The 22,492-nt window shown below is 53.1% G+C and carries 23 protein-coding genes; 11 read left to right on the top strand and 12 right to left on the bottom strand.

Annotation, left to right across the window (positions count from 1 at the left end):
* Positions 1-45: 45 nt before the first annotated feature.
* Both M1158_01745 and M1158_01740 read right to left on the bottom strand, forming a co-directional pair.
* Positions 46-975 (bottom strand): NAD-dependent epimerase/dehydratase family protein, encoded by a 930-nt coding sequence (locus tag M1158_01745; protein ID MCL5099825.1) that lies wholly within the window; start codon positions 973-975, stop codon positions 46-48.
* A 144-nt stretch (positions 976-1,119) separates the two neighbouring features.
* Positions 1,120-1,956 (bottom strand): hypothetical protein, encoded by an 837-nt coding sequence (locus M1158_01740; GenBank protein ID MCL5099824.1) that lies wholly within the window; start codon positions 1,954-1,956, stop codon positions 1,120-1,122.
* A 131-nt stretch (positions 1,957-2,087) separates the two neighbouring features.
* On the opposite strand from M1158_01740, the gene M1158_01735 reads away from it, so the two are divergent.
* Positions 2,088-2,336, top strand: a complete 249-nt coding sequence (locus tag M1158_01735) for a hypothetical protein (protein MCL5099823.1) — start codon at positions 2,088-2,090, stop codon at positions 2,334-2,336.
* Between the two features lie 53 nt (positions 2,337-2,389).
* Here the strand turns inward: M1158_01735 and M1158_01730 are convergent, their stop codons facing one another.
* The 7 genes from M1158_01730 to M1158_01700 form a co-directional block, all read right to left on the bottom strand.
* Positions 2,390-4,501, bottom strand: coding sequence for a hypothetical protein (locus M1158_01730; GenBank protein ID MCL5099822.1), 2,112 nt, complete (start codon positions 4,499-4,501; stop codon positions 2,390-2,392).
* A gap of 72 nt (positions 4,502-4,573) precedes the next feature.
* Positions 4,574-6,142, bottom strand: coding sequence for a DUF2079 domain-containing protein (locus M1158_01725; GenBank protein ID MCL5099821.1), 1,569 nt, complete (start codon positions 6,140-6,142; stop codon positions 4,574-4,576).
* A 4-nt stretch (positions 6,143-6,146) separates the two neighbouring features.
* Positions 6,147-7,289 carry a glycosyltransferase gene (locus M1158_01720; GenBank protein MCL5099820.1) on the bottom strand — a complete coding sequence of 381 codons (1,143 nt, stop codon included), beginning with the start codon at positions 7,287-7,289 and terminating at the stop codon, positions 6,147-6,149.
* A 9-nt stretch (positions 7,290-7,298) separates the two neighbouring features.
* The gene (locus M1158_01715; protein ID MCL5099819.1) at positions 7,299-8,192 is read right to left on the bottom strand and encodes a glycosyltransferase family 2 protein; all 894 of its coding nucleotides are present in this window, start codon (positions 8,190-8,192) and stop codon (positions 7,299-7,301) included.
* 51 nt (positions 8,193-8,243) lie between these two features.
* Positions 8,244-8,939 carry a glycosyltransferase family 2 protein gene (locus tag M1158_01710; protein MCL5099818.1) on the bottom strand — a complete coding sequence of 232 codons (696 nt, stop codon included), beginning with the start codon at positions 8,937-8,939 and terminating at the stop codon, positions 8,244-8,246.
* A 287-nt stretch (positions 8,940-9,226) separates the two neighbouring features.
* Positions 9,227-10,018: a nucleotidyl transferase AbiEii/AbiGii toxin family protein gene (locus M1158_01705; protein ID MCL5099817.1), complete on the bottom strand. Its 792-nt coding sequence runs from the start codon at positions 10,016-10,018 to the stop codon at positions 9,227-9,229.
* Positions 10,015-10,644 (bottom strand): hypothetical protein, encoded by a 630-nt coding sequence (locus M1158_01700; protein ID MCL5099816.1) that lies wholly within the window; start codon positions 10,642-10,644, stop codon positions 10,015-10,017. Before M1158_01700 ends, M1158_01705 begins: the two co-directional genes overlap by 4 nt.
* A 240-nt stretch (positions 10,645-10,884) precedes the next feature.
* Here M1158_01700 and M1158_01695 point away from each other — a divergent pair, with 240 nt between their 5' ends.
* From M1158_01695 to M1158_01655, 9 genes are read left to right on the top strand one after another with little or no spacing between them, the layout of a single operon-like run.
* Positions 10,885-11,277 carry a hypothetical protein gene (locus tag M1158_01695; protein ID MCL5099815.1) on the top strand — a complete coding sequence of 131 codons (393 nt, stop codon included), beginning with the start codon at positions 10,885-10,887 and terminating at the stop codon, positions 11,275-11,277.
* Positions 11,278-11,287: 10 nt separating this feature from the next.
* On the top strand, positions 11,288-12,310 hold the full coding sequence (locus tag M1158_01690; protein ID MCL5099814.1) for a hypothetical protein: 1,023 nt from the start codon (positions 11,288-11,290) through the stop codon (positions 12,308-12,310).
* A 9-nt stretch (positions 12,311-12,319) separates the two neighbouring features.
* The gene (locus M1158_01685) at positions 12,320-13,060 is read left to right on the top strand and encodes a hypothetical protein (GenBank protein MCL5099813.1); all 741 of its coding nucleotides are present in this window, start codon (positions 12,320-12,322) and stop codon (positions 13,058-13,060) included.
* Entirely contained in the window at positions 13,057-14,214 is a 1,158-nt protein-coding gene (locus tag M1158_01680; GenBank protein MCL5099812.1) for a DUF87 domain-containing protein, read from the top strand. The genes M1158_01685 and M1158_01680 overlap by 4 nt, the downstream gene beginning before the upstream one ends.
* Positions 14,198-14,836 carry a hypothetical protein gene (locus M1158_01675; protein MCL5099811.1) on the top strand — a complete coding sequence of 213 codons (639 nt, stop codon included), beginning with the start codon at positions 14,198-14,200 and terminating at the stop codon, positions 14,834-14,836. Before M1158_01680 ends, M1158_01675 begins: the two co-directional genes overlap by 17 nt.
* Positions 14,829-15,563, top strand: a complete 735-nt coding sequence (locus tag M1158_01670; GenBank protein ID MCL5099810.1) for a hypothetical protein — start codon at positions 14,829-14,831, stop codon at positions 15,561-15,563. The genes M1158_01675 and M1158_01670 overlap by 8 nt, the downstream gene beginning before the upstream one ends.
* Positions 15,554-15,748 (top strand): hypothetical protein, encoded by a 195-nt coding sequence (locus M1158_01665; protein ID MCL5099809.1) that lies wholly within the window; start codon positions 15,554-15,556, stop codon positions 15,746-15,748. Before M1158_01670 ends, M1158_01665 begins: the two co-directional genes overlap by 10 nt.
* Entirely contained in the window at positions 15,738-16,025 is a 288-nt protein-coding gene (locus M1158_01660) for a hypothetical protein (GenBank protein MCL5099808.1), read from the top strand. Before M1158_01665 ends, M1158_01660 begins: the two co-directional genes overlap by 11 nt.
* A gap of 28 nt (positions 16,026-16,053) precedes the next feature.
* Positions 16,054-18,297 carry a hypothetical protein gene (locus tag M1158_01655; protein ID MCL5099807.1) on the top strand — a complete coding sequence of 748 codons (2,244 nt, stop codon included), beginning with the start codon at positions 16,054-16,056 and terminating at the stop codon, positions 18,295-18,297.
* Positions 18,298-18,346: 49 nt separating this feature from the next.
* Here M1158_01655 and M1158_01650 read toward each other — a convergent pair whose 3' ends face one another.
* The 3 genes from M1158_01650 to M1158_01640 form a co-directional block, all read right to left on the bottom strand.
* The gene (locus M1158_01650; protein MCL5099806.1) at positions 18,347-19,051 is read right to left on the bottom strand and encodes a nucleotidyl transferase AbiEii/AbiGii toxin family protein; all 705 of its coding nucleotides are present in this window, start codon (positions 19,049-19,051) and stop codon (positions 18,347-18,349) included.
* Between the two features lie 32 nt (positions 19,052-19,083).
* Positions 19,084-19,665 (bottom strand): hypothetical protein, encoded by a 582-nt coding sequence (locus M1158_01645; protein MCL5099805.1) that lies wholly within the window; start codon positions 19,663-19,665, stop codon positions 19,084-19,086.
* Between the two features lie 71 nt (positions 19,666-19,736).
* The gene (locus M1158_01640; protein MCL5099804.1) at positions 19,737-21,011 is read right to left on the bottom strand and encodes a hypothetical protein; all 1,275 of its coding nucleotides are present in this window, start codon (positions 21,009-21,011) and stop codon (positions 19,737-19,739) included.
* 114 nt (positions 21,012-21,125) lie between these two features.
* Between M1158_01640 and M1158_01635 the strand changes: the two genes are divergently transcribed.
* Complete coding sequence (locus M1158_01635) at positions 21,126-22,145, top strand: hypothetical protein (protein MCL5099803.1); 1,020 nt, start codon at positions 21,126-21,128, stop codon at positions 22,143-22,145.
* Positions 22,146-22,492 lie beyond the last annotated feature (347 nt).

Below are 22,492 nucleotides of genomic sequence, written 5' to 3'. Positions count from 1 at the left end.
TATAGTAAATTTGCACTGAAAGGAAGCACCAGCATCAGCGCTCCTTTAGGTTTGCCCGTAATATTCCGCTATCCTGCTCAATCCCTCATCCAGGCTTACGCCCGCCCTGAAACCTATGTTTTTCTCAGCCTTTTCGGTGCTCGCCAGCGTCTCCATCACGTAGTTCTTGACTGGCATTTCTATGTATTTCGGCCCTATTGACGTGCCGAGCAGCGAGTTTATCTTGCCGATGAGCGCGTTTAGGTCGTAGTTCCTGCCGGTGCCGACGTTGTACACGTTGAAGCCGTGGTTCTTCTCTGCAGCAAGCATGAGCGCGTTTGCCACGTCTGTGGCAAAGACGAAGTCCCTTTTCTGCGTGCCGTCGCCATAGATTACCGGCTGTTCGTTGCTCTTCATCGCCCAGAGGAACTGCGATGCTAGATTCGCGTACTTGCCCTTGTTTTTCTCGTGGTAGCCGTACACCGAGAAGAACCTCATTGCCGAAACGTCAAGGCCGTTGAGCTTCGAGTAGAGCTCGGATATGCGCTCCGCTGCTATCCTCGCCTCGGTGTAGTAGTCAGTCACCTTCGGTACGATATCTTCCTTGTGCGGCGGAGTTATTCCATTGTATATTGAAGAAGTTGAGGCGAAGACGACCTTCGAGCCATTTGCTTTCGCGTATTCTAGCACGCTCGTCATGCCCTGCACGACCTCTGCCATAAGGGATGGGTTGTCGCGGTACATCGGAGATGCAGAATATATGCCCAGATGGAAGACGTAATCCGCATTAGTGCCCTGCTTCTGGATGCTCTTGGCGTCATCCTTGACGAACACGACGTTGCCAGTGGCTTTCGCCTGCGCCAGATTGTCCTCGCTGCCCGTATGCAGGTTGTCCAGCACGGTGACCTTGTTGTCCCTTGCGAGCGCGTCCACGAGGTTGCTGCCGATAAAGCCTGCGCCGCCAGTGACTATAACGCTTTTCCCCTTGATTGCCATTGCCACACCCTTGCAGGGTTATATTTCCAGCAAAAGTTAATAATACGAAGCATTTGGCGGCGCGCACCGCGCCACTGCTCGCAGATATTTTAGCTGAATTAAGATGCGGCTTACTAACAATTTGTTTTTATGAGGTGAAGGTGGTTAAGATGAGATTTGCTGGTACATGTGCCTGGCGATGTTGATTAGGTACGTGCTGTTGAACGTATTATTCATCCCTAAAGCTGAAACTGTGATGATGTACTCGCCATAGTGGAACGTCACTTCATAATACCCTAAGTGCGCAAAGATAGGCTTGTACGATTCAAGAACTGCTGGCGCGCCCTCGATAGTCGTATGGCTTGAGGTAAATGAGGCCCCTTTTACTGCTGGGCCTCCGAACTGGGGGTTGTAAAAGCTGTTGTTAAACCAGTATGTTGCCAAGTTTGCATTGCTGTATATGAAGAGTGTAACTGTTATGCTTAATGGATATGTGACGCTTGAATATGCTGCGGGAACCGTTAGGTTATATGTCAGAGGTGGCGCAGGTTTCATCGTATATAGCAGTTCCACTGCACTTGAGTAATACGTCAAAAACATGTAAGATGACGCGCCGGTGACATTATTGTGTAATGTAGGTGTATTGTTTGTCATGAATGCGCTGCTATTAGGTATGCCATACAGTGCATTCGAACGGTTCAACAATAGGGAGGGGGAAATAGTAACCACTGGTGTGGTTGTAGTGGTTGTAAGGTTGCTGAGATGTGCGTATATCAGGAATACGGCAACTGCAACAAGAATCAGTGAGGTAAGAGATGCAATACCTATCATCTTCAGACGATGACTCTTCATGTTTTTGGGGCTTGACTGAAATCCAATACCACTATTAGATGGTGCAATGCCTGAAGCAGTAGGTGTTCCGACTGTCGTTTGTTGCGATACGCTTTTAGTATCAGGCGAGGTGTCTGGGAGGGCACTCGTCTCTCCTAAGGTGTTTGGCATATCATCATCAAAATACTGTAGAACATTTAGCTGACTAAACTAATTTATTTAAAAGTACGTTTTGTTCTGATAATTGCATTGAATCGCAACATTTAAATATATGGGCAGTAAGGAAAGTTTATTGTGTTTGCATGCAGAAAAATCACCAGCCATCAAAGATTATCACTAACTCAGAACCACAAACTAAGGGCCCGGGGATAATCGAGAGGATAGACAGCCTGTGGAACAAAATTCCACCAGACATACAGCAGTATATAGGAGGCGCGGTCCTTGGCTTAACAATAGTTGGTGTATCGGTCGCGCTGCTTGCTACCGGCACTGTAACCGCGCACGAGATAGTAGAATTTGCAAGCAAGACTGAGATACTGCTGAGGGTATAACTGAGAAATAGCGACTATTTTTAGATTGCGCATGCGCCAAGGCAAGTTTATTTTTAGGGGGTTGTGCATATCATTCCACAGATCGCGTTATAATAATTGAACCACCCAGAACGGACGCAGTTGTAGTCGCATGTGTAGGAGCAGCCAATCGGCGGAATCCCAGCTGAGCATATACCGCAGTTCCCCGTGCAGGCTGGAAGCACTGTGGTTGTAGTAGAGATAGTAGTAGTAGATGAAGTGGTAGTGACGGTGGTCGGGGCGCACTCAGCTCCGACTCCAGGGCACGATGTATCCCGCGTTGCAGGGCAATTCGACGGGCACTGCTCTCCTGGGAGCAGGCACGAGCCGCAGCTGGCAGTGGCGATAGTGCTTGTTGTCGTGGTCTTTGTTGTAGTAGTAGAGGAAGTTGAAGTTGTGGTTGACGTAGTGGAAGTTGTAGATGTAGTGGAGGTTGTGGAAGTTGTTGAAGTTGTTGTGGTGGAGGTGGTGGTTGTTGTGGGTGGTGGCGGAGGCGGTGGTGGGGACGAAACGCACTCTGCACCGAACATGCTTGATGAGCAGCCATCATAGCCTTGGGTGCATATGGGCGTCGAGCATGAGCTTGGGCACTGTATAATTGCACCCGAGCATGAGCCGATGAAACAGAAATTGTAGGTATTGCAGCTGCCTATAATTATTCTAGTTGGGCCTATTGTAGTAGTTGTTGGAGGCGGCGGGGGTATGCTAGTGGTGGAGGTTGAGACAGTGGTGGATGTCGAAACGATGGTGGTTTGCAACGGGCGGAAGTGCGCCGTTTCTGAAATTGGGGCGTAGACCGTCAGCGATGGACTTGCTTCTGCGCCGGAATAGCTGCCTAGGCCATTGCCTGTCCATGTATCGAAAACGTAATTCATGCCTGCGCTCTCGCCTACCGTGACAGGCGCTCCAGAGTTGTACCAGTGGGTACCTGCAGCAGGGACTGTGGTGCCCGCATTGGATGGAGAGGCAACCATAGTAAGCGCGTACTGCGTACCATATGTCGCGAGCTCCGTCTGATTAGCGCGCGTGCAGTTTACTGTCATGGAGCCCGATGCTGTGGAGTACGCTATGCCGTTTATCTTTGCGCTCTGGAAGAGCAGGCGCGTGCCAGAGCTGTTGTACGGCACTTGTTCGAACGAATAAGGATGTGATGAGTCGCAGCCCCAATCGAATGCTATGCCTGTGAGCTGCCCGTAGTCATAGTTTATGCCGTCTATCGTTGCAAGGGTGGCGGCGCTGCTGGACATGAGCGGCGCAGCGCTGGGCACGCTGAACGTGATCCCGGCAGTGCGCGTGAAGTTTATGCTCAGGTTGGCCGCGATGCCGGCGTACATCGCCTCTACGATGACCCTGCCGACCGTCGTGCCCTGAATATAATCATTTGCCACGCCATTGGGGCCCGTGGTGGCGTACTGCGAGCCGAACGAATACGGCGGCACCGCATTGGTGCCGTTGTTCTGGAACGTGGCGGTGAAGTTAACGGTCGCTCCAGCGAGCGGATAGCCCAGCAGCTTGACAGTAGCCATGAGCGGGTCCTTTGCGTTGTTGGCGGGGTTGCCGGGATTGGTAGTGTTAGTAGCAGTGAGCGTTATGGTCGAGTTAGTAGCTACCAAGGGCTGCACATGCGCATTGAAGCTGCCCGAGTAAATCTCTGTTGGGGATGAGCTGCACGAGGCAGGCGACGTGGCGCCCGTCAGGCCGCAGTACGACGCGTTTATGTACAGGTTGCCGGCCACGAGCTGGTTGAACGATGTCTTCTGCGACAGGGGCACCTCGCAGATCATGGAGCCTCCTGCAAGTACGTAATCGGGCTTGCAGGGCACTGCTGTCGTATTCACGCCGTTTATCTTCACATAAAGCACAGGGTGCTCCACAGGATACGGCTGCGCGTTGGTCGCGTATATTGCCAGCGCGGACGCATGCGTTGTAGCATTAGCGCCAAGCACTAGGTCGATGCACTGCATGCCAGACGTAAACGAGCATTGAGATGGCACGATGGCGCTCGGCGCGATCACGTATAAGTAAAGAAACGATGCCACGATTGCAATGAGGAGCAGCGCCCATCCATACGTCACTAGGTACTCTAGCGCAGACTGACCCCTGTACCTGCCCACTATGCCTTTCGGCAGCGGCGCGCCCAATCTCATACCCCTTGCATTCGAAATTTCCTGCGATTTATAGGATGCATTAAACCTATTTAAACGTATGCGTGTCGATGGCTAGCGCGCACGCTCCAGCAGCAGCGCCGTGCCGTTCTGCGCCACAACCAAATAGTCAGATGCGCTGTTCAGGTAAATGCCGGAGAGCGTCGTTCCGCACTCCCTGAATACGTTGAGGCTTATGTTGAGGTTGTAGTCGAGAAGCACGTACTGCGGCTTGAAGTAGTAATTGGATGCGCACGTCGTCTCGATGTACCTGCGGGCGAATAGGTGGGGCATCATGTAGTATTGCGCCATGAGCGATGCATTTGCAGGCACCAGCGCCATCACCGAATAGAGTTGCGAGTAGAGCCTTTGCTGCGACGCGTTGGCCTGGAACAGGAAGTCCTGCGAGAAGCTGTTGATGTTCTTCGAATAGATGAAAGCGGGAGAGAGCAGCAGCACCATCGCGACAACTGCAATCGATGCCACTGCAACAACGCTTGGGGCATGCCCGGCAGTATGCCTGTCCAGCGCCCTGGCCAGCATGCCTTTGCGCTCCATGATGTTTTTCGCCCCTATGATGGCAGCTACTGCCATGCCGCCAATTGCAAAGGCGAAGTAGTAGTTGAACATGAATACGAACTGGTAGTTGCCGGCGATGAACGTCTCAACCAGCCACGGCGAGAGCAGTATGGCCGATTCTATCGGGGCGAAAATCAGCAATATGCCCATGCTGAGCAGCAGCACTATGATGGCATAATAGGCATAAGGGCCGAGGCCGGAGCCCATGAGCGAGAGCGTGGAAACTGAGCTTTGGCTGCCGAACGAGTGCAGGCCTGACAGCACGAACGCAAGGCTTTGGTAGTGCGCAAGCCCGGGCGGCAGCAATGGATAAGCTCCCGAAGCATACTGGCTTGTCAACGAAACCGCTGCAATGGAATAGAACGCGAACGCAGCAACTGAGAGCACAATGAGGCCGAGGGCCATGCCGATGCGCGTGCGCCTTGACGCTGCGTTGCTGCGGTTGAGCAGCTCGTACACGAGGAGAGCTAGGCCAAGGCTTGCGCCAAGGAACGGAGCTTCTTCCATGACGCCCAAAAGGAACACAGACGCTGCAAAGAACCAGGCGCGCATAGCGCGCACGTAGAAGTAGAACACTAGTATGTACGCCAGCGGCAGAAGCATCTCGACGTGGGCGTCGAACATTGTTAAGCCGTGCAGGCCGGGATTTAGCAGGAATGCGGCGCAGAGCAGGAGCGCGGCCTTTTGGCTCTTGATAAGGCGCCGCGCCACAGCAAATGCCGCAAGGCCAGCGAAAGACACCACGACCGCCTGTATGACAAGCAGCGTCAGCGCAGAACTGTCGGCATAGAAAAATGGCAGGAGGAGCAGCATGTCTGGCGAAATGTGCTGCATGAACAGCATGTATTGCAGGCCGTGCACTATGCCGGGATAATGGATGTCGTAGTACATGCTGAGCGCCAACGAGCCCAGGTCCGAATACTCATGGAACGTGCCGTAGGCATTGAATGCGAAAGCAGTCCAGTAGGCAACGCTGGCCAGCACCATGGCCAAAGCGGCGTAGAGATACCAGTCGTGGGCGGCGCGCGCGGCGCGCCTTGCGGATTGCGCTTTGCCTGCTGCCATTGTATCATTTCCTTTCCAGTCCTAGCTTCTGGAATAGAGAGCTGTAGAATCCAAGTATGGCGCTGGAGCTGAACTGCCTGAGCGCGGAGCGCGATGGAAGGTATTTTTTTCTGTTACTGCTGCCCAGTATCTCGACGATCCTGTTGGGGAGGTCTTCTGGCTTGGAGAGCACGCACATGCTTTTCACCTCGTCCGGTATTGGGGTGTCGCTCGGCAGCAGCACTGGCGTGCCTAGCGCAAGGCTCTCCAGCACTATGGCGCTGAGTCCCTCTCGCCCCGAGGTCTGCAGCAGCAGCCCGGATCCTGCTATGCGCTTGTAGAGCCCTGCCTTACTCTTCGCGAATGGAAGCACGCGCATGCAGCGCTCGAGATGCAAGCCCATTATGCGTGCATCCAAAGCCTCGCGTTCGGGGCCATCGCCCATTATCGTGCCGGTTATGCTGCCGCGTAGCGCATGCGCCTTCGCGACGGCTTCGATCCACATGTCGAAACGTTTTTCCTTTATGAGCCGGCCGGACACTATGACGTTCATGCTGCGCCTGGAAGAGTGCCTGGAACGCATGATGCTGCCACTGAGCACCGGCGAGAAAACGTGTATTTTGCTGGAAGATACGCCTAACCTCTCGAGGCCGGCCTTGGTGATAGAAGAGTTTGCGATGTATGCATCAGCGCCATTGAGCGCCTGCGCGAGCCTTAGGTAATAGTGGGCCATGCTCCCGCGCAGCGTACCCAGGTACTCGACCCAACGCCTCCTGTCCCATACCTCTGCCACGTCAAGCACAAGCTTGCAGTTGATGCGCGAGCAGTAGCGCTTCGACGCCCTGAGGTGCAGGTATGGGAAGGCATTGGCCTGCAGCACGTCCAGCCTGTGCCTGTCTAAAGCTGCAGGCAGGGCCTCTGCAAAGAGCCTTGCCGCGTTGATCGATCTCGTGCCTCCTTCCGTATATATTCCGCGCTTGGCCGTGTTAGCAACTGTGATATAATGAATTCTGTCTCGCACGAATTCCTTGCGCATGCCCTTGAATCGCATCGAGAAGCAATACACTTCATGGCGCTTCGCAAGGGAGCGCATCTCCAGCGCCTCGGTCGCCTCGACTCCGCCCTTGTTCCACGGATACACGACATCAGAGACGAAGCCGATTCTCATGCGCGCGCCTCACTTTCGCTCCCGGTAGAGCTTGCGCTCCACCTCGAGGAGCAGGTCGAGTATGAGCCCCGCTATTATGGAAAGGAAGCCCACAACCACGAGCATGAAGGCTAGCAGCGCGCGGCCGACCTCGCTGAGCGCGCCAGTCGCGAAGTAGTTGGCGAGCACGAGCGCGCCTATTACAACGCCCACCACTATCGCAGCTATGCCTATGCTGCCGAAGAGCGCCAGCGGATTGTAATCGCGGGCATACCTGACGGCGTGGTACGCCATAGTCAGGCCGTAAAGGGGCTTTGCCCTGGTTATGCGCGACGGCGCGCCCCTGCGCACTGCATACTTTATCGGCACGTCGGCTATGGCGAAGCCGCGCCTGACGAGCTCTATCTCGAAGAATATGGTGCCTGCCCTGTAAGGCGATTCGTCGCGCATCGAATCGAAGGCCTGCCGCGTCATGGCGAACGAGCCGCTCAGCACGTCGTGCATCCTGCGCCTGTACAGCAAATTGAAAAGCCCTGTAAGGAAGCTGTTGCCGAACCTTATTGCGCCGGTCATAGAGCCCTTCTCTCGAACGGTGCGGCTGCCGGCCACGAACGATGCATTGCCCTTTGACAGCTCATTGATCACCTTCTTGAGGTCCTCGGCATAATAGGTTCCATCGGCATCTATGGTGGCCAGGATTTCTCCGTGCGCAGCCCTGAAGCCCTCCATGAGCGCGTTCTCGTAGCCGTTGCTCTCCTGATTGAGTATCATGGCTCCGGTCCTTTCGAGCGCCCTGCGGTTGCGCCGGGAGCTTTTGTCCACTATTATTATCTCGCTGCCGGGGAACAGCGCCTTAAGCTTCCTTATCAGCCTTGGCGCCGTGGGCTCGTCCTTAGTGGGGACTATTATGCTCAGCCTGGGCATGCGAAACACGCTTAGTTGAATGAGCAAGCAAGCATTAAAATATATGCAGTGCTACCGCGAGAAACGCTCCTTGACAATGTAGAACAGGTTCATGATTGCGGCCTTCGGCCCTATCTTCTTGCCCTCCTCGAAAGTCCTGCCCTTGTAGCGTATCGGCACGCTGAGTATGCGGTAGCCGTTCTTCGCGAGCGTGCATGCTATCTCCTGGTCTATCTGCCAGCCGTCCTCGCTGAGCTTTTTGCCTTTCAGCATATGCACCTTGAAAAGCTTGTACGCTGCGTTCATGTCCTTTATCGACTGCCCGTAGAGCAGGTTGAACGCGAGCGTGTGCACGACAGTAGCAAGCGATCCGAGGAAGTACTTGTGGCCGGCGTTTGACTCGCGGCTTCCGAATACAGGATTGCTGTCGGTCAGCGCCGCAAGCATCTTCGGATAGTCTTCCGGGTAGTACTCCTCGTCGGCATCCTGTATGAGCACTATGCCGTCGCGGATGCGTGCCATTCCCTGCTTCACGGCGCGCCCCTTGCCCCTCTTAGCGTCGCTCATGACTAGGAAGGCGCGGCCTTTCGCATCGCTGCCTTTCATTGCGGCGCGTATCTCGGCTAACGTGTTGTCTGTAGACTTGTCGTACACTATGTACAGTGCATCTACCGCCTTCTGACCAAGGACGCGCTTTATAACGCTGCGCACAGTCGCACCTTCGTTGTAGACGGGCATTATCACGCTTACGGTTTCATCGTTGAGCATATTGTGTACCTTCAACTGTAATCACTCCTGATTAGTTCTGTAAAGTTGCTGCGCAAGCGGGAGGTGGAGGCCCATCTCTTCCTTTCGCTTCTCGCCAGGACATATCCTGAACGTGCATGCTAGTGCAAATACCATGTTGCTTACATCGACATTCATTTTTATATATCTTCATTATCTTAGGGTTCGCTTTTGTCCCCCTACAAACATTGTTGGTTTTCCGGCTGGATTGACAAAACGCTTTAGATGAGCCAATTTGCTGTTGAAAGCACTTATGCTGCAAGCAGCAGCTATAGGCCAATTATCTTTTTCAGCTCTGAAACCACCTTCAGGTTGTCCGGCAGAGGGTCTACCAAGTACGCCAATTCGGACTTCCACTTCATCTTGCTGGTAGCGGTATTAAGATTTTTGGCCAAGTCCTCTTTCTTGAACGTTTCTGCCCTCCTTCGCATTTTTTCTTCAACCAACTTTTCGTTGTATTTAAGCTTCTTTATCACAAGGAGGTAGTATATGTCGTATATGTCCCTCATCTTGACCCTTTTTGCAACGGCTGATATCTTCTCTGCAAGCATCTCGTTTATTTCCATTACCGGCAATGAGAGTGTTGCTATGTCTGGATAAATAGGAGTTATGTAGCTCGGTTCTGGCTTGTGGAGTACATCATTCCTCAAGCTCAAATCGATATTTATGTTCTGAAGGTTACCGGACCTCTTATTCAAGGGCCCGCGCACGCGTATTTCGTAGTTTATACCGACTACCCTGTCAGCGGCCTTGGTCGCCCTGCTTTCTCGCTCGACCACTTCATACTGATCATTAAGCCTGTCCAGGGCGACATTAATGTCACTATTGAGGTGCTTCCTAGCCTCATCGCTAGACGTATACGCATATGAGAAATCTATATCTTCAGAGAACCTGTTCAGGTTGTGTAGGTATCGCAATGCTGTGCCTCCCTTGAAAATCAGCTCGTTAGTAAATACAGAGTAGATTTCATGGAGCAGAAGCACGAGCAGGTAATCTCTTTCTAGCTGCCGTACGTCTCTAAGATGCCCGCTTAGTCCTACCAAGGTTTCTTCGTCTATCATCTTACAACCTCACCAAGCTTTGCGCCGACCTTTTGATTTGTCTTAAGCAGCTTCAACACCCTCAGCATGATGGTCTTTGATGACATCTTGCGCGCAAAATCCATAAGCATCTTCTTGTCGATCAATCCCATACGCATGGCTTCAGAAAACGCCTCTTCGATGTATGAAAGCGGGGGCGAGCGTATGTAGAGTGAGTCGATTATCGCCTTTTCAACTGTTGCGATGTAGATGTTCCCTATCTTTTTGTAGCCGAAAAACCGGCCCTTTGCGATTGTTATGAACTCTATTGTGCTGTTTAGCACCTTGACAGGCTTGTGACGCTTTATAGTAAAAACTGTGTATCTTATTACTGACTGTTCAGTAATCGAATAGAACTGAAATGCCGCAAACGCACTAACATAAGAAGGAAACGTTATCTGCGAAGCTATTTCGTACAAGTCCGGAGCGCCATTTTTTATGTAATACTTGCCCCTTTCTATCCTCCCGATCCTTTTGTTTGATGCCAGTAGCTTCGAAACGTAGTTCTTCGGCTTGCCGATTATCCGGGTTACGTCGTTTATGTTAAACACTCTTTTGCCATGCAACGCAAGCTCGTCGATGACGTCCTGCATTTTGATATATGCCATGTATGTATAATGTAAGTAAACATATTTATATTTTATGTAAACGTATAACCACATTTCTGGTTATAATATTACATAAATTTGGCACACTCTTCTAGTCAGATGCAAGCACCGCCCATGTTTACATCGAAGACGCAGCTAATAGTCCATTCATACGTTTTCTCTTGCCTCTTATATTATTACCCAAAATATTTAAATATATATCTATATATAAGATTAGATATTAGAGTAAAAGATGATGCGATGGACTTTATAGGCAGGGTTGCGGCTTTTGCATCGGGCGCTGGGCGCGTGGCAAAGTATGTGCTGGTACCGTTTGCGGTGTTCACGCTGCTCTTTACGGGCTACGCTTACGGCGCAGTTGCCAATGCGTCGCTCATATCCGAGCTGAGCTATGTGAAGGAGGTGCTGACGCAGGTAGGGCCCATATTGAGCGGCGTGCTCTTTGTGGTGGCAGGCATATTCTACGCGATAGGCCAGCTATTGCCCCCGGACAAGCGTGCCAACTTCCACACCACAGCGATAAACATAATAATAGGCGCGATTGTCGTAGGCGTGCTCAGCGTGGCATCGACATCGCTAGCGACAGCATCTACGCACCTGCTGAGCAACGCGACTGCCAACGCATCTGTATAGCGGTGGCGCCATGCTCGGATACGGCATAGCTGTAAGCGTTATAGCCATAATGATAGCTGTAGGAGGCATCGTCTACGGCCTCGGCTATGCCATGGACAGCAGGAAGCTGAAGGATTTCGGCATGGCGGAGCTGCAGCAGTCGCTGATAAACGGCGTAATAGTAGGCGTGCTCGTAGCCGCGTTCGCGCCAGGCGGGCTCATTATCGGAGTGATAAATGGAATTGTGGGAGGTGCGGCGCCAGGCATCTCATGCAATTCGTTGACAAGCGCGAACATGGCGATATGCTTCGCAAGCGATTATCTGGCAGGGCTGAAGCCTATAGCAATCAACGGCGCCAGCTATCCCTCGCTTCTGGAGGACACGCTGCTCTTGCTGGTACCGCTGTCAGTAGCTTATGCTGCCCTCGGCCTGGTTTCGTCTTTGACTCTCGGGGTCGGAGTTGCATCGATATCATTGAGTTCTGCTTTCCATCCGTTGCTGGCTCAGCTCGGCTATGTGATAGAGGCGCTCACGCTTGCGCTGACCGGCATATATGCGCAATCGGCGTTGCTTGACGTCATAGCAGTGATAGCCGTGCCGGTCATGTTGCCTGTGGGCATAGTGCTTAGGACGTTTTATTTCACGCGCCGCCTGGGCGGCGCAGTAATGGCCATTGCCATAGGCTTGTTCGCGGTGTTTCCGCTCACATACCTTTTCGCAGCACAGATCGCGACCGGCTTCTCCAGCACGGTGAGCAATACCACCGCTTCGGAGATGCTTTCAGGCGCTACTGCCCTAGAGGCGGGCATGCTCAATGCAACTACATCTAACTCGACGGCTAGCGGCTTTATTGGAGTTGTTTTCAAACAGGGCACTGCCGCAATAAAGAGCCTTCAGGCCATGATGCAGTACATAGTGGACACCATAGCAACCCTGATAGTAGAAGTATTCTTCATCCCTGTGCTGAGCGTGGCGCTCACAATCATATCCATCAGGGAGCTGGCGCGCATACTTGGAAGCGAGGTCTCGTTCGGCAAGTTTGACATGTTTTAGGTGCGCAGCATGAAAGACAGCTACAGCAGCATAGTCGAATACGTTCTTGTCGGAGGAACCATCGCGGCACTGGCTCTCGGGGCCATTACGCTTGACATAGCGCTCATCGCATGCGCATCGATCGCTGCGATGGCATCGCTGCTCGTGCTCAAGCTTTGGCCTGTCATCGAAAGCCTTGTCATAAAGCGCACCAACATGATACAGCTGCTGGGCGAGTTCGAGCTTTCCGGCGACAGGGAGTCCGCCACGGCAATCATAGATAGCGGCTATAGCGCGACGGGCGCAGCAAAAGTAATCGGAGCGCCTGAGGCGGAGCTGGGCCGCGAAAGGCTTGAGGCGATAGTGGCGCGCACAGGAGCGCCATTCAGGTTCGTTGTGCAGGTGGAGAAGTTCGACCCGAAGGGATTTGTGGAAAAGATGGAGACGCGGAGGCGCATGCGCGAGATAGAGCTTTCTAAGGTCACTGAGCGGAACTCGGGCATGGGGCTCGTCAAGACGCGAAGGCTGAAGAACGAGATATCCATGATAGAGCATGAGCTCGAGGCAATAGGCGCAGGCCTGCCGCTCAGGCTCAGCGCATATGTTGCGACAAGCGCAGCGATGCCGACCAAGCGCGCTGCCGAAGACTCTGCCAGGGCCCAGATAAGGGCATTGGCCGCTGAGCTCGGCGCGTTGGGAGTGGAATGCAGCGTGGTGACAGGCAATGAGCTGATCAGGCTGCTCAGGTTTGATGCTGTGGTGGATTCATGAACGGCGGCATTACTTCGACTGCCAGGGTCGCAGGGCTGTTCACTATGCCGTCGATGTCCGAGCCCGTGCCAGATGCTGCAAGCTACGGCACGCAGCTGTACATAGGTAGAACAAGGATATATCGCCTGCCCGTCTTCCTCTCCCTCGATGAGCTTGTTAACCCGCACATCGCAATTGTGGGCGCTACCGGCACCGGCAAGACATACTTGCTTAAGAGCCTTATTGCAAGATTCGCGCTTGTGCAGCGCAATGCCGTGCTGCTCATCGACTGGAACGGCGAGTACGCCGAGCTTACCGAAGCGCTCGGGGGCAAAGTGATAGCGGACGGCGTGCAAACCACAGGGAAAAGCCCATTGCAGGCAATGCTCCGCAGCTTGGTGACCAGGAACTGCAGGCATGCCGTGGTGAACGTCTGCCTTGCAGGGATAAAAGGCGAGCCGGAACGCAGGGCGGCCGCGGCGCAGGCGTTGCATGAGCTGGTGAGGGCCATGGTGGGCACAGCACTCGGCAGGAAGACTGACATAATGGTAGTCATCGACGAGGCATGGAAGCTTGCAGGTCGCGTCGGCGAGCTTTCGCAGCTCTTTAGGGAGGGCAGAAAATACGGCTTCGCAGTAGCGATCGCGACGCAGCTTACTGGCGATATGGACGCATCGATACTTGCAAATGCTGCATGCCGATTCGTATTCAGGCTTACCGGCTCCGGCAGCGCAGCTGAGCTAGGCGCAGCCGGGCTGAATAGCGGGACCGAGGCACTGGAGCGCCTTGGTGTAGGGAGCTGCATAATGTCGATGGCGACGATGGGCGGCCACGCCGAAGAGTTCACAGTCGATAGGGTAGACGGCTTCGAGCTCCGCGAGTATTCGATAATAGGCGATAACATGAGCATAGGCATATCGAACCAGAGGCTTGACGGCCTATTGAAAATGCTTGATGCTGGCGCTGCGGCCAAGGCGAGGCTGCGCGAAGCCATAAGCAGCAGCAGGGGCACCCTGCATCTCGTGGAGCTGACAGGCACGATGGCAAAGGCCGGCTTCAGCAGGGCGGAGATTGTCTGGTTCCTGCGCGAGACAGGCGTCGATGACATGAGCATAGCCTTGGCATGCGAGGCCTCGGCGTCCGCATTGATAGAGAGTGGTGCAAACGACAGATAGCAAGAGAACGAAACAGCTCTGGGCCGCGATAACGATAGGCGCAAAGCTGAATGTCGGCATGAGCGAGCTTGCGAACCGGCTTGAGGGCATAGGTTCGCTGCAGCGCGTCTCCAGCGGGAGCGTGCTCAAGTATGCGGTAACAGGCAGCCCTGGCACGCTCCTCGAGTTCGCGAGGGGCAGCGCATCGGTCTTATACTACTTCGATTCCCCGAGCTTATCACAGAGAGCCGGAAGCCTTGCCATGCTGCTGTCGCTTCTGGCATATGCAAAAGGAGCCTATGAAGTGAGGTTCGATTCCGCATATGAGGTGGTGATTGACATGCTGCACCAGATGCAGCATGCAGCAGACAAAGTGCATTTGGCGGGGGCAGATGCAGACACGCTCGCCAATAGGATCAGCGCGTTGAGCAGCTCCAACGCAGCGCTCGCTCATGCAATTCTGGAGCTGCGTGCAAGAAATGAGTCTGCACTCCTCGATTTGGGCGCTTATGCAGAGTTCTTCGACCGCGTCGTAAAGAGCTCTTATTCAGGCAGCCTCGACGACGCGCTTGTAGAGCTCGGGCTGAGCGGCGAGCTCGCAGAAAGGATAAGGAACAGGGAGAATGGTGTAAAGCGTGCTTGATTGCTATGACAACATTGCGATAGGCCTGGCCTCAACCGTGCTTGCCGTGGTGCTGATGTTCGGCCTACACAGCAGCGCAGGCTACATTGCGCTTGGGGCAGGCGCATATTTCCTGATTGTCGGAGCAGCTGGCTTTGACGCGATGATGGGCGGCCTGCGGATCGTCATGCATGCGCAGCACAATTCGACCAAGCGCATCGAAGAAAGCGCGCTAATTGCTGTGCTCGACGAGCGCATGGCATGGAGCGCAACGCATCTTGCCGCGAAGGGTATCCCTTTGAGGATAGACGATGTGCTCGGTGCACTGGAGAGCAGGTTCAAGCTCGATACCGGTAACATGCTGTTCAAGGACGAGCTTATGCTGGCGCTCACAAAGCTCTCAGATAGCGGCAGGCTGCATTATAGAGGCGCACTGCTGTGGAAGCAAGACTTCCCATACGAAGCCGAGGCCGCAAGGTGCATGTACGACAAGGCAATGCACGAGGGCAATGCTTCACTCGGTGCATCGGTATCAGGGCTTTTAGCCAATAATAATATGGTGCCTTACAACCGCATGACTTCCAAGGCGCTTTGCGGAGCTATGCACAGAAAAGGAGCGCTAGTGGCCGTGCCCTCTGCAAAGGCTAAGCGACTGCTCCTTGACGAGGCATGGAGATACGATCGGCAGCGCGCACTTCTCGAATTTGGCATTGCAAGCGGCGCGATTGAGGTGGTAGTATGCTGCTAGGCGCATATTTCATTGCCAGGGCAGGCATTGCGGTAAGCTCGATCTTCATAGCCGGCGCTACGGCAGCCATGGCCGCAGTCAAAAGCAACGAAGTGGCAAAACTCAGCCGAGAGGTGCTGATTGCAGGCTATATCGTCGCGGCTATGTCGCTTTTCGTTTACATAGGTGTTCTCCATGCTGGATAACGTGAAAATTCTTTATGCAAAAAACAGGAGGCTTAACCTTCTCTTCTCGAGCCTGGCGGTTCTCGGGGCCATGCTGATAATAGAGTTGGCCATTCTCGAATTGGCTTGGCCATATTTAAGCTCAAGGGTTCCGTTGCCATATGTGCTGGGCGCGGACTTGGCGGCCGCGCTGGCTGTAGCAGCTTTCGGCCCTCTGCGCAGAGACTTGCGCGGCGGGCGCGGCATACTCGTGCTTGCCAACTTGGCAGTGGCGTTCGGGCTGGCATTATTTGGGTGAGGACACGCCACGTTTTCTCAATATTGCCGTGCCAGACAAAGAATTTCCACGGGAACCGATATTAGAAAGAATAGGGGGCAGAGGTTTTGCGCTAGAATACAATCTTGAGGAACTGAAGACGTCATTGCACATTGTCGGAGGAGATGCGGGAATCGTAATCGACGCCATAGAGAGCTCATTGCCTGGGCTTGCCTTCTCGGCTGCGCCAGAACATGACAATCACGTAAAACTCAAGGTCGAGCTGTTGTCCTGCTACAGGAAGATGTTGGAGCACGATTCGTGGCAGCTGCAGGATATCTTCGATTTTGGTGCGAGGTCGGGCTCCATATGCCTGGTGTTCATACCGGAAACGCACGAGGAAGCGAACCACGAAAAATCTTACATTGAAGCCGTGCTCAGCAGAACTGCGGTAAGGGAAAGCTCTGCCACATTTTCCTCGCGGGAAAGAGGCAGCCTATCCTCTCAGAGGGAGTTGTTCGGCAACTCTGACGAAACAACCATGCTGAAGGAGCTCATCGAATCTGTTGACGAATCTATACTATCGAACGGCATGCTGTACAAGATGTTTGTTGCGGCAGTAGACGCGCCGCAATCCGTCATTGAATACATAGGCTCGAAGTTTCTGGCCCTTGACTCAGATAAAAGGGCATTCACGAACATGGAGGAGCTTATAGCGTTTGCCGCTAGGCGCCGTAGCCTGCCTTTTGGCTCTGGGTATGTGAAGCGCTTCCTGAACTTCTATGGGAGCCACGCGATAAGATACGTGCTGCACACGGCGCATTCAGAAACGCATGGAGACTTGGGTTTCGGTACAGTCATGGCCAATGCAGTCCACGATTCTGGGGTGAAGGCTCTTGTCGAAAGCCCGACACTTAACCTCGGCACCATAATAAGCGGCCTTCCTGGCTCTGGCAAAACACGCGTTGCGATGCACATCATCGACCAGCTCCATGGCAACGCACATACGCGCATAATCGTGATATCCCCTACAGATGAATGGGATGACTTCGCGCTTGCGCATGGCATGCATCTGATAAGATTGTGCGACGGCACTGTGCCATTTAACCCGTTCAGGTGCCCCGAAGGCATAGATATTGGCAGGTTCACGAGCGACCTGGCCATGATCCTCGCGGCAGCGTCAGACGCGGGCCCTTACAAAAGGCCTTTAGAGAAATGCCTTGTGAACGCCTTCGGCAGAGCTTACGCCATAAGCAATAGGACGCCTGAGCCCGCGCAGGTATATGAAGAGATCCAAGAGGCGATAATACGGCTGCACGGCAGGAAAACCAGCACAGGCGTGAAGTATACCAAGCACGGAGAGAACATAAAATCGTCGCTGGAGCATCTTGCGGCGATACTGCGCATGCCAGAGTATTCGGTAATGGACGGGATAAGGATAGAGGAACTCCTCGACAGGGGGGTGGTGTTCGACCTCTCGCGTGCCAGCGTAAAGACGATGGCTTATTTTTATGCGTTGATCTTAAACCAGGCGTACGCCATCGCATCGCTGCTTGACTCAAACGGCGACGACAAGCTCCGCATGCTGATATGCGTAGAAGAGGCGCAGCTCGTCTTTGGTGACGAGGCTTCTGCCGCAGTAGAGGACATAAAATACAGGCTCCAGGACTTCAGGAAACGCGGAATAGGGCTTATGCTGCTGACCCACAACGCGACCGACATAGACGGAGGCATAAGAAGGCTTTGCCAGACGAAGCTGTATCTGAAACAGACGGCAGACGTGGCACCTGCCGCGGCGCGCGACCTTGTGTTCAGTTATGTGGCAGACGATGAAGCCGTAGCCAAATTGAAGCATCTTGATTCCAGGACTGGCGCGTTCAGCTTCGTGGTCAGGAGAGGCGAGGACAAGCTTGCAGCAGACACGATATTCATAAGGACCGGGTTCTACGGGGAAAAAAGGCCCGTCGCTGGCAACAGCATAAATGATTACATGGCCTCGATAGGCATAGCGGTCCCCCAGAGCGTAGCCGCAGACATATTAATCGAAAAGCGGCCAGAATGCGAGACCCTCAGGCATCAGCCGAGCACACTGGTCGTAAGATTTATCGACGAAACGGTAGGAACATTCGAGCTCGGCGCCGCCAACAGGCTGAACCAGTTCCGCCTTCAGCTCATTGAAGACAGGCCATACGTTTTCGAAGTCCTTGATGAGAAAGGACGGACAATTGCAGCACGGATGGTAAAGGCAAAACCAATCATCTCACTAAAACTCGGCAGGGAGATCGATGAGCTGACACCAGACAGCTTGGATTGACCAAAAGCCGCGATACCCTTCATATCGCTTGATAGGTTTACACGTTGCATCACTTGGCAGTCCAGTTCTCCAATGCCTCCTTTACAGCATCAAAATTAGGCAACTCATCAAAAACTATGCCCTTAAGTTCCTTCGTATATGCCTGGCGCTTGGCCTCGACAGCCCCCAAGAACAATGCACTGGAAAAACTCTTCTTGTAGTATTTCAACTTTGAATCGACCATATGCTTGCTGAACCGTACTCCCTTTTCCTTCACAAGGTAGTGAAGATCGTAGATATCGCGGGCCTTATTCCTTGATAGGATGGCACGCACCTTCTCTGCAGCAACTTCGTCCAGGCTCATTCCGATAAGGCGCCTTACAGGCAACTGGTAGGCAGGGTAGTCAAGCTTTAATGGAATGCCCTTTTCGATGAGCGCTTCGCGCCTGCTTATTTCGACGTATACGAAGCACAGGTCATTTGGCCCGGTGTTCAGAGGGCCGCGCGCCGCTATCCTAAACGAAAGCGTTTTATTGTCTCCTGAAACCATTTTTATATCGTTTTCTACGCCAAAAAAAGAGAGGGACCGGGATGTCGACTCAGGAATGCTCTCATTTAGCGCGCCAGTGGCCGTGAAGTCTAGGTCTTCCGAGAACCGCCTAAGACCATGAAAGAACCAGAGGTATGTGTCACCCTTAAACGCCAGTGGTAGTTCCGAGAGCGCATTTAGTGTAAGCGCCTGCACATAGTGCTTCTCCTGCTGCCATGGCCTCATGTTATTGAGGTGCGCCAATTCCGTGAGCTCGTCTATGCCAATGATTTGATCGCCCGTTTCATCCTTACCGAACCCTTACCAGTAAATCTTTTCAGCATGCGCGCAATGCCCGCGAAGTTCAGTCCATCAGCCAGCTCCTCAAAACGCGTCTCGTCGTATCTGTTCAGATATAAGCCATCAACCAGTGCCTTCTCTGCGGTTGCGACGAAGGCATAGCTAGTTCCCCGCCTGTGACGCTCATAGCCGAAGAACAGTCGCTCCGGTATCTTGTGGTATTCTATGCCAAGCTCCTTGTAGGTAATGGAGTTCCTGCTTGTTGCGCATTCGACATTGCGAGGTACCTGTTTTATGATGCCGTGGAAAAGAAGTGCAGAATCGAACGAGATGTAGGAGGGCTCGACAAGCTGCGTTGCAATCACAAAATCGTCATTGCCAAATGCTATCCTGCCGCGAAGCACCTTTGAGGCGAGGCCCTTTGCAACCAGCCTACTCATATAAACAGTCGAGACTGGTTTTGGTCTGTTTATAAGGTTGGAAAGCTGCTGAGGTGAGAATACGCTTCTGCCAGAGCTCAGCACCATATCTCTTATCTTGTACACCGAGAGCTCCTTCATTTATCATCACGCCAATATAACTATATTGTTATATACAAGTGATGATAGATATAAAAACCTTAGCAGCATCCTTAAGGCGCTTGGCTACCTGCAGCTATATACTCATTCATGCTCCTCTGCCTTGTTATCTTGTCCAGGAGCACGCTGTTCGCTATCCAGCTCTTCACTGGTATGGAAAGCTTGGAACGTATGTAAGCGAACATCTCCTCGCGCGTGTGCATCACAGCAGGCTCGATCTCGAGGGTCTCGCGCACGTGCTCCCTCACGTTCCATACGCCGACAGGCATTATGTAGCCGTCGTGGACCTCGCGCAATATGAGCACCATTGCCTGCCTTTTCATCAGCTCCAGGCGCTCGGTCACTGCGAGCCTTGCTGCGTAGTAACAGCCGCCAATCTCTGCATAGGCACTCCTGCCCTTATAGCCCTCGTAGGAGCCGTATATCGAGATGTCAATCCCGTTGGCGTTCCACACAGTCTTTGGCCACCAGGCTTCTATTGACTCGTATTGCCAGTTGCCCGGCATGAAGAATATGAGCCAGCGGTTGTCAAGTGAGACATGGTAGAAAGCGTATATGGCGTCGACGCTGTCGTATTCCTTGATGTGTTCGCGCTTATTCTTGCCGAGCGTGTCGTCTACCGCGGTAATGCTCCACCTGGTAGGCACGAAGCGCCGATTCTTCTGCACGCCGAAGAGGCCGGCAGAAAGGCCTTTCTGTATCTGCGACACGGGCACTCCGCGCTCGTAGAGCTCCAGTATCGCAGTGGTGGCAGTGGCATCGGTGTCGGAGTACCTGCTTTCCATTTTCCTGTCGGCATGCACGTTGTGGACTTCGAAGCTCTTGAGCTGCGCGCTTGGGCCGAAGGGCTGCACCTCATCGCGAAACTCAACCTTGACGAACGGCTTCTTCGCGAACTCTATTTCAGAATCGGCAGGGCGCTCTGCCAGCGCGAGATCCCTGACCTGCTCCTCGATCCTGCCCTTCTCAATGCTATGAACATTAGTCTCATACATCCCCCTTACGAGCCTGTAGCGCATGTCCACTATTTCATCTATAGACTTGTAGCGCCAGCGCTCAGGGGTGCTGAGTATGCTGGTGTCGCCGAACTCCGGAGGCACCATAGGACCTATGAACACCTTCGGATAGCCGAACCTGCCCACGAATATATCGGTCGGCGAAGACCCGGACAGGTCTAGGCGCTCCACAAGTGGCAGCGTCTTAACCTTGTAGTAGTAGCGCAGCAGCGCAGGATCGTGCATGTGCTGGTACACTATGGTGGAGCGCTTCAGCTCGGGCGCGCTGTGGCTCGCATCTGATATCTTCTTCAGGATCTCTTCCCTGTCCATCCCGCAGCACCGCAGTAAGGCTTGAAATCAAACATATTTATCCCTTCTGCAGGCGGGATTTGACGTGCATACAAACGTCTTTAAACTGTAGCGCGGCAATTGCATTGTGGTGCGATGGCTGATGCCGAACGGCTAGTTAACGGACGTATTGCAGTGGTAAGCCACAGGCGCGACTTCGATGGCATAGCATGCGCAGCTGAGCTCCTGCGCAGGTACGACAAGCGCATCGCTTACATGGTATTCACCAATCCGAACTGGAACGAGTTTTCCTCTGTGATGAGGAAGCTTGACGGCTTTAGCAATGGCACTGTGATAATAACTGACCTTAACACGTCGGCCGACTACCTGCCTAACCTGCCGGGCCTTCTGGATAGCTTGAGGTCGCGCGACAACACAGTCATTTGGATTGACCATCACCCATGGCTCAGCCAGGTGGTTGAGGCCATCAAGAGCTACACAGACCTACTTATATGCGGCGAGAATCCAAAGTGCGGGGCTGAACTGGTGCACGAAAATCTATGCAATGGCGACGAGACATGCAGGGTGATTGCCGAGCTGGCGCATATCACAGATTTCAACCTCAAAGCTGACGACCGGGCAACCGACGAAGCGCTGACGCACATATCCGAGATAATAGCGCTCCTCGATTTCGACGACAAAAAGACGAATGCGATGCGGCGCGAGCTCGTAGAGGTGGTTGCTGAAGGAAAGATAACCGGGTCCACGATCGATGGGCTTTACGCAGAATACAAGAAGTCAGAGTCGGAGAACATCGATGGCATAAGGCGCAGCGTACATCAGTACAAAATCGGCAGGCACACGATAGGCATTGCTTTCTCAGAAAATCTGCAAAGCAACAAAGCGTGCGCTCTGATAAAGGAGCTGACTGGTTCAGACATAATGGTGTACGTCACGACAAAGGACGGCGTTGCGCACGTCAGGAGCGATGCCGGTATCGACTCTTCGGTGCTTTCCCGTGCGTTGGGTGGCAATGGCCACCAGCAGGCTTCCGGTTTCAAGCTGAAGGGCGACTTCCACGGTTTCGATGCTGCAGGTATTGCGAAATACTCAAGGCTAGTGATCGATGCCGCAACTGTGGTGTATGAAAAACAGAGCAGGAAAGATACGCAATAATTATGCTGCCATACAAAATAGATGATGCAATCGCACGAGGCGCGATTGGCTACTTATCACGTTGGCTCAAATACATTTTGTATTCTTTTAGATATTTTCTGAAGAACCACAATACGAAAATAGAGTCATTTTTTTTATCTCTGCTCTTTCTAACGCGTTATAATAACTCCGCCGACTAGAATATGGTATGTTTAGCATAGGGTAGCCATTACTGTGCAACACAAAATTCATAATTAGCCTTCCAATTCTGCCGTTCCCATCGCCAAACGGATGAATAGCCTCAAACCTTACATGGAGAAGAGCCGCTAGTTCGATTGGATTCAATGAGTTCTTTTCTCTTTTGTACC

Source organism: Candidatus Marsarchaeota archaeon (assembly GCA_023473665.1).
GTDB lineage: Archaea > Micrarchaeota > Micrarchaeia > Micrarchaeales > Micrarchaeaceae > JAMCYM01.
The sequence above is the reverse complement of the archived record's forward strand: the minus strand, read 5'-3'. Positions and strand labels throughout refer to the sequence as shown.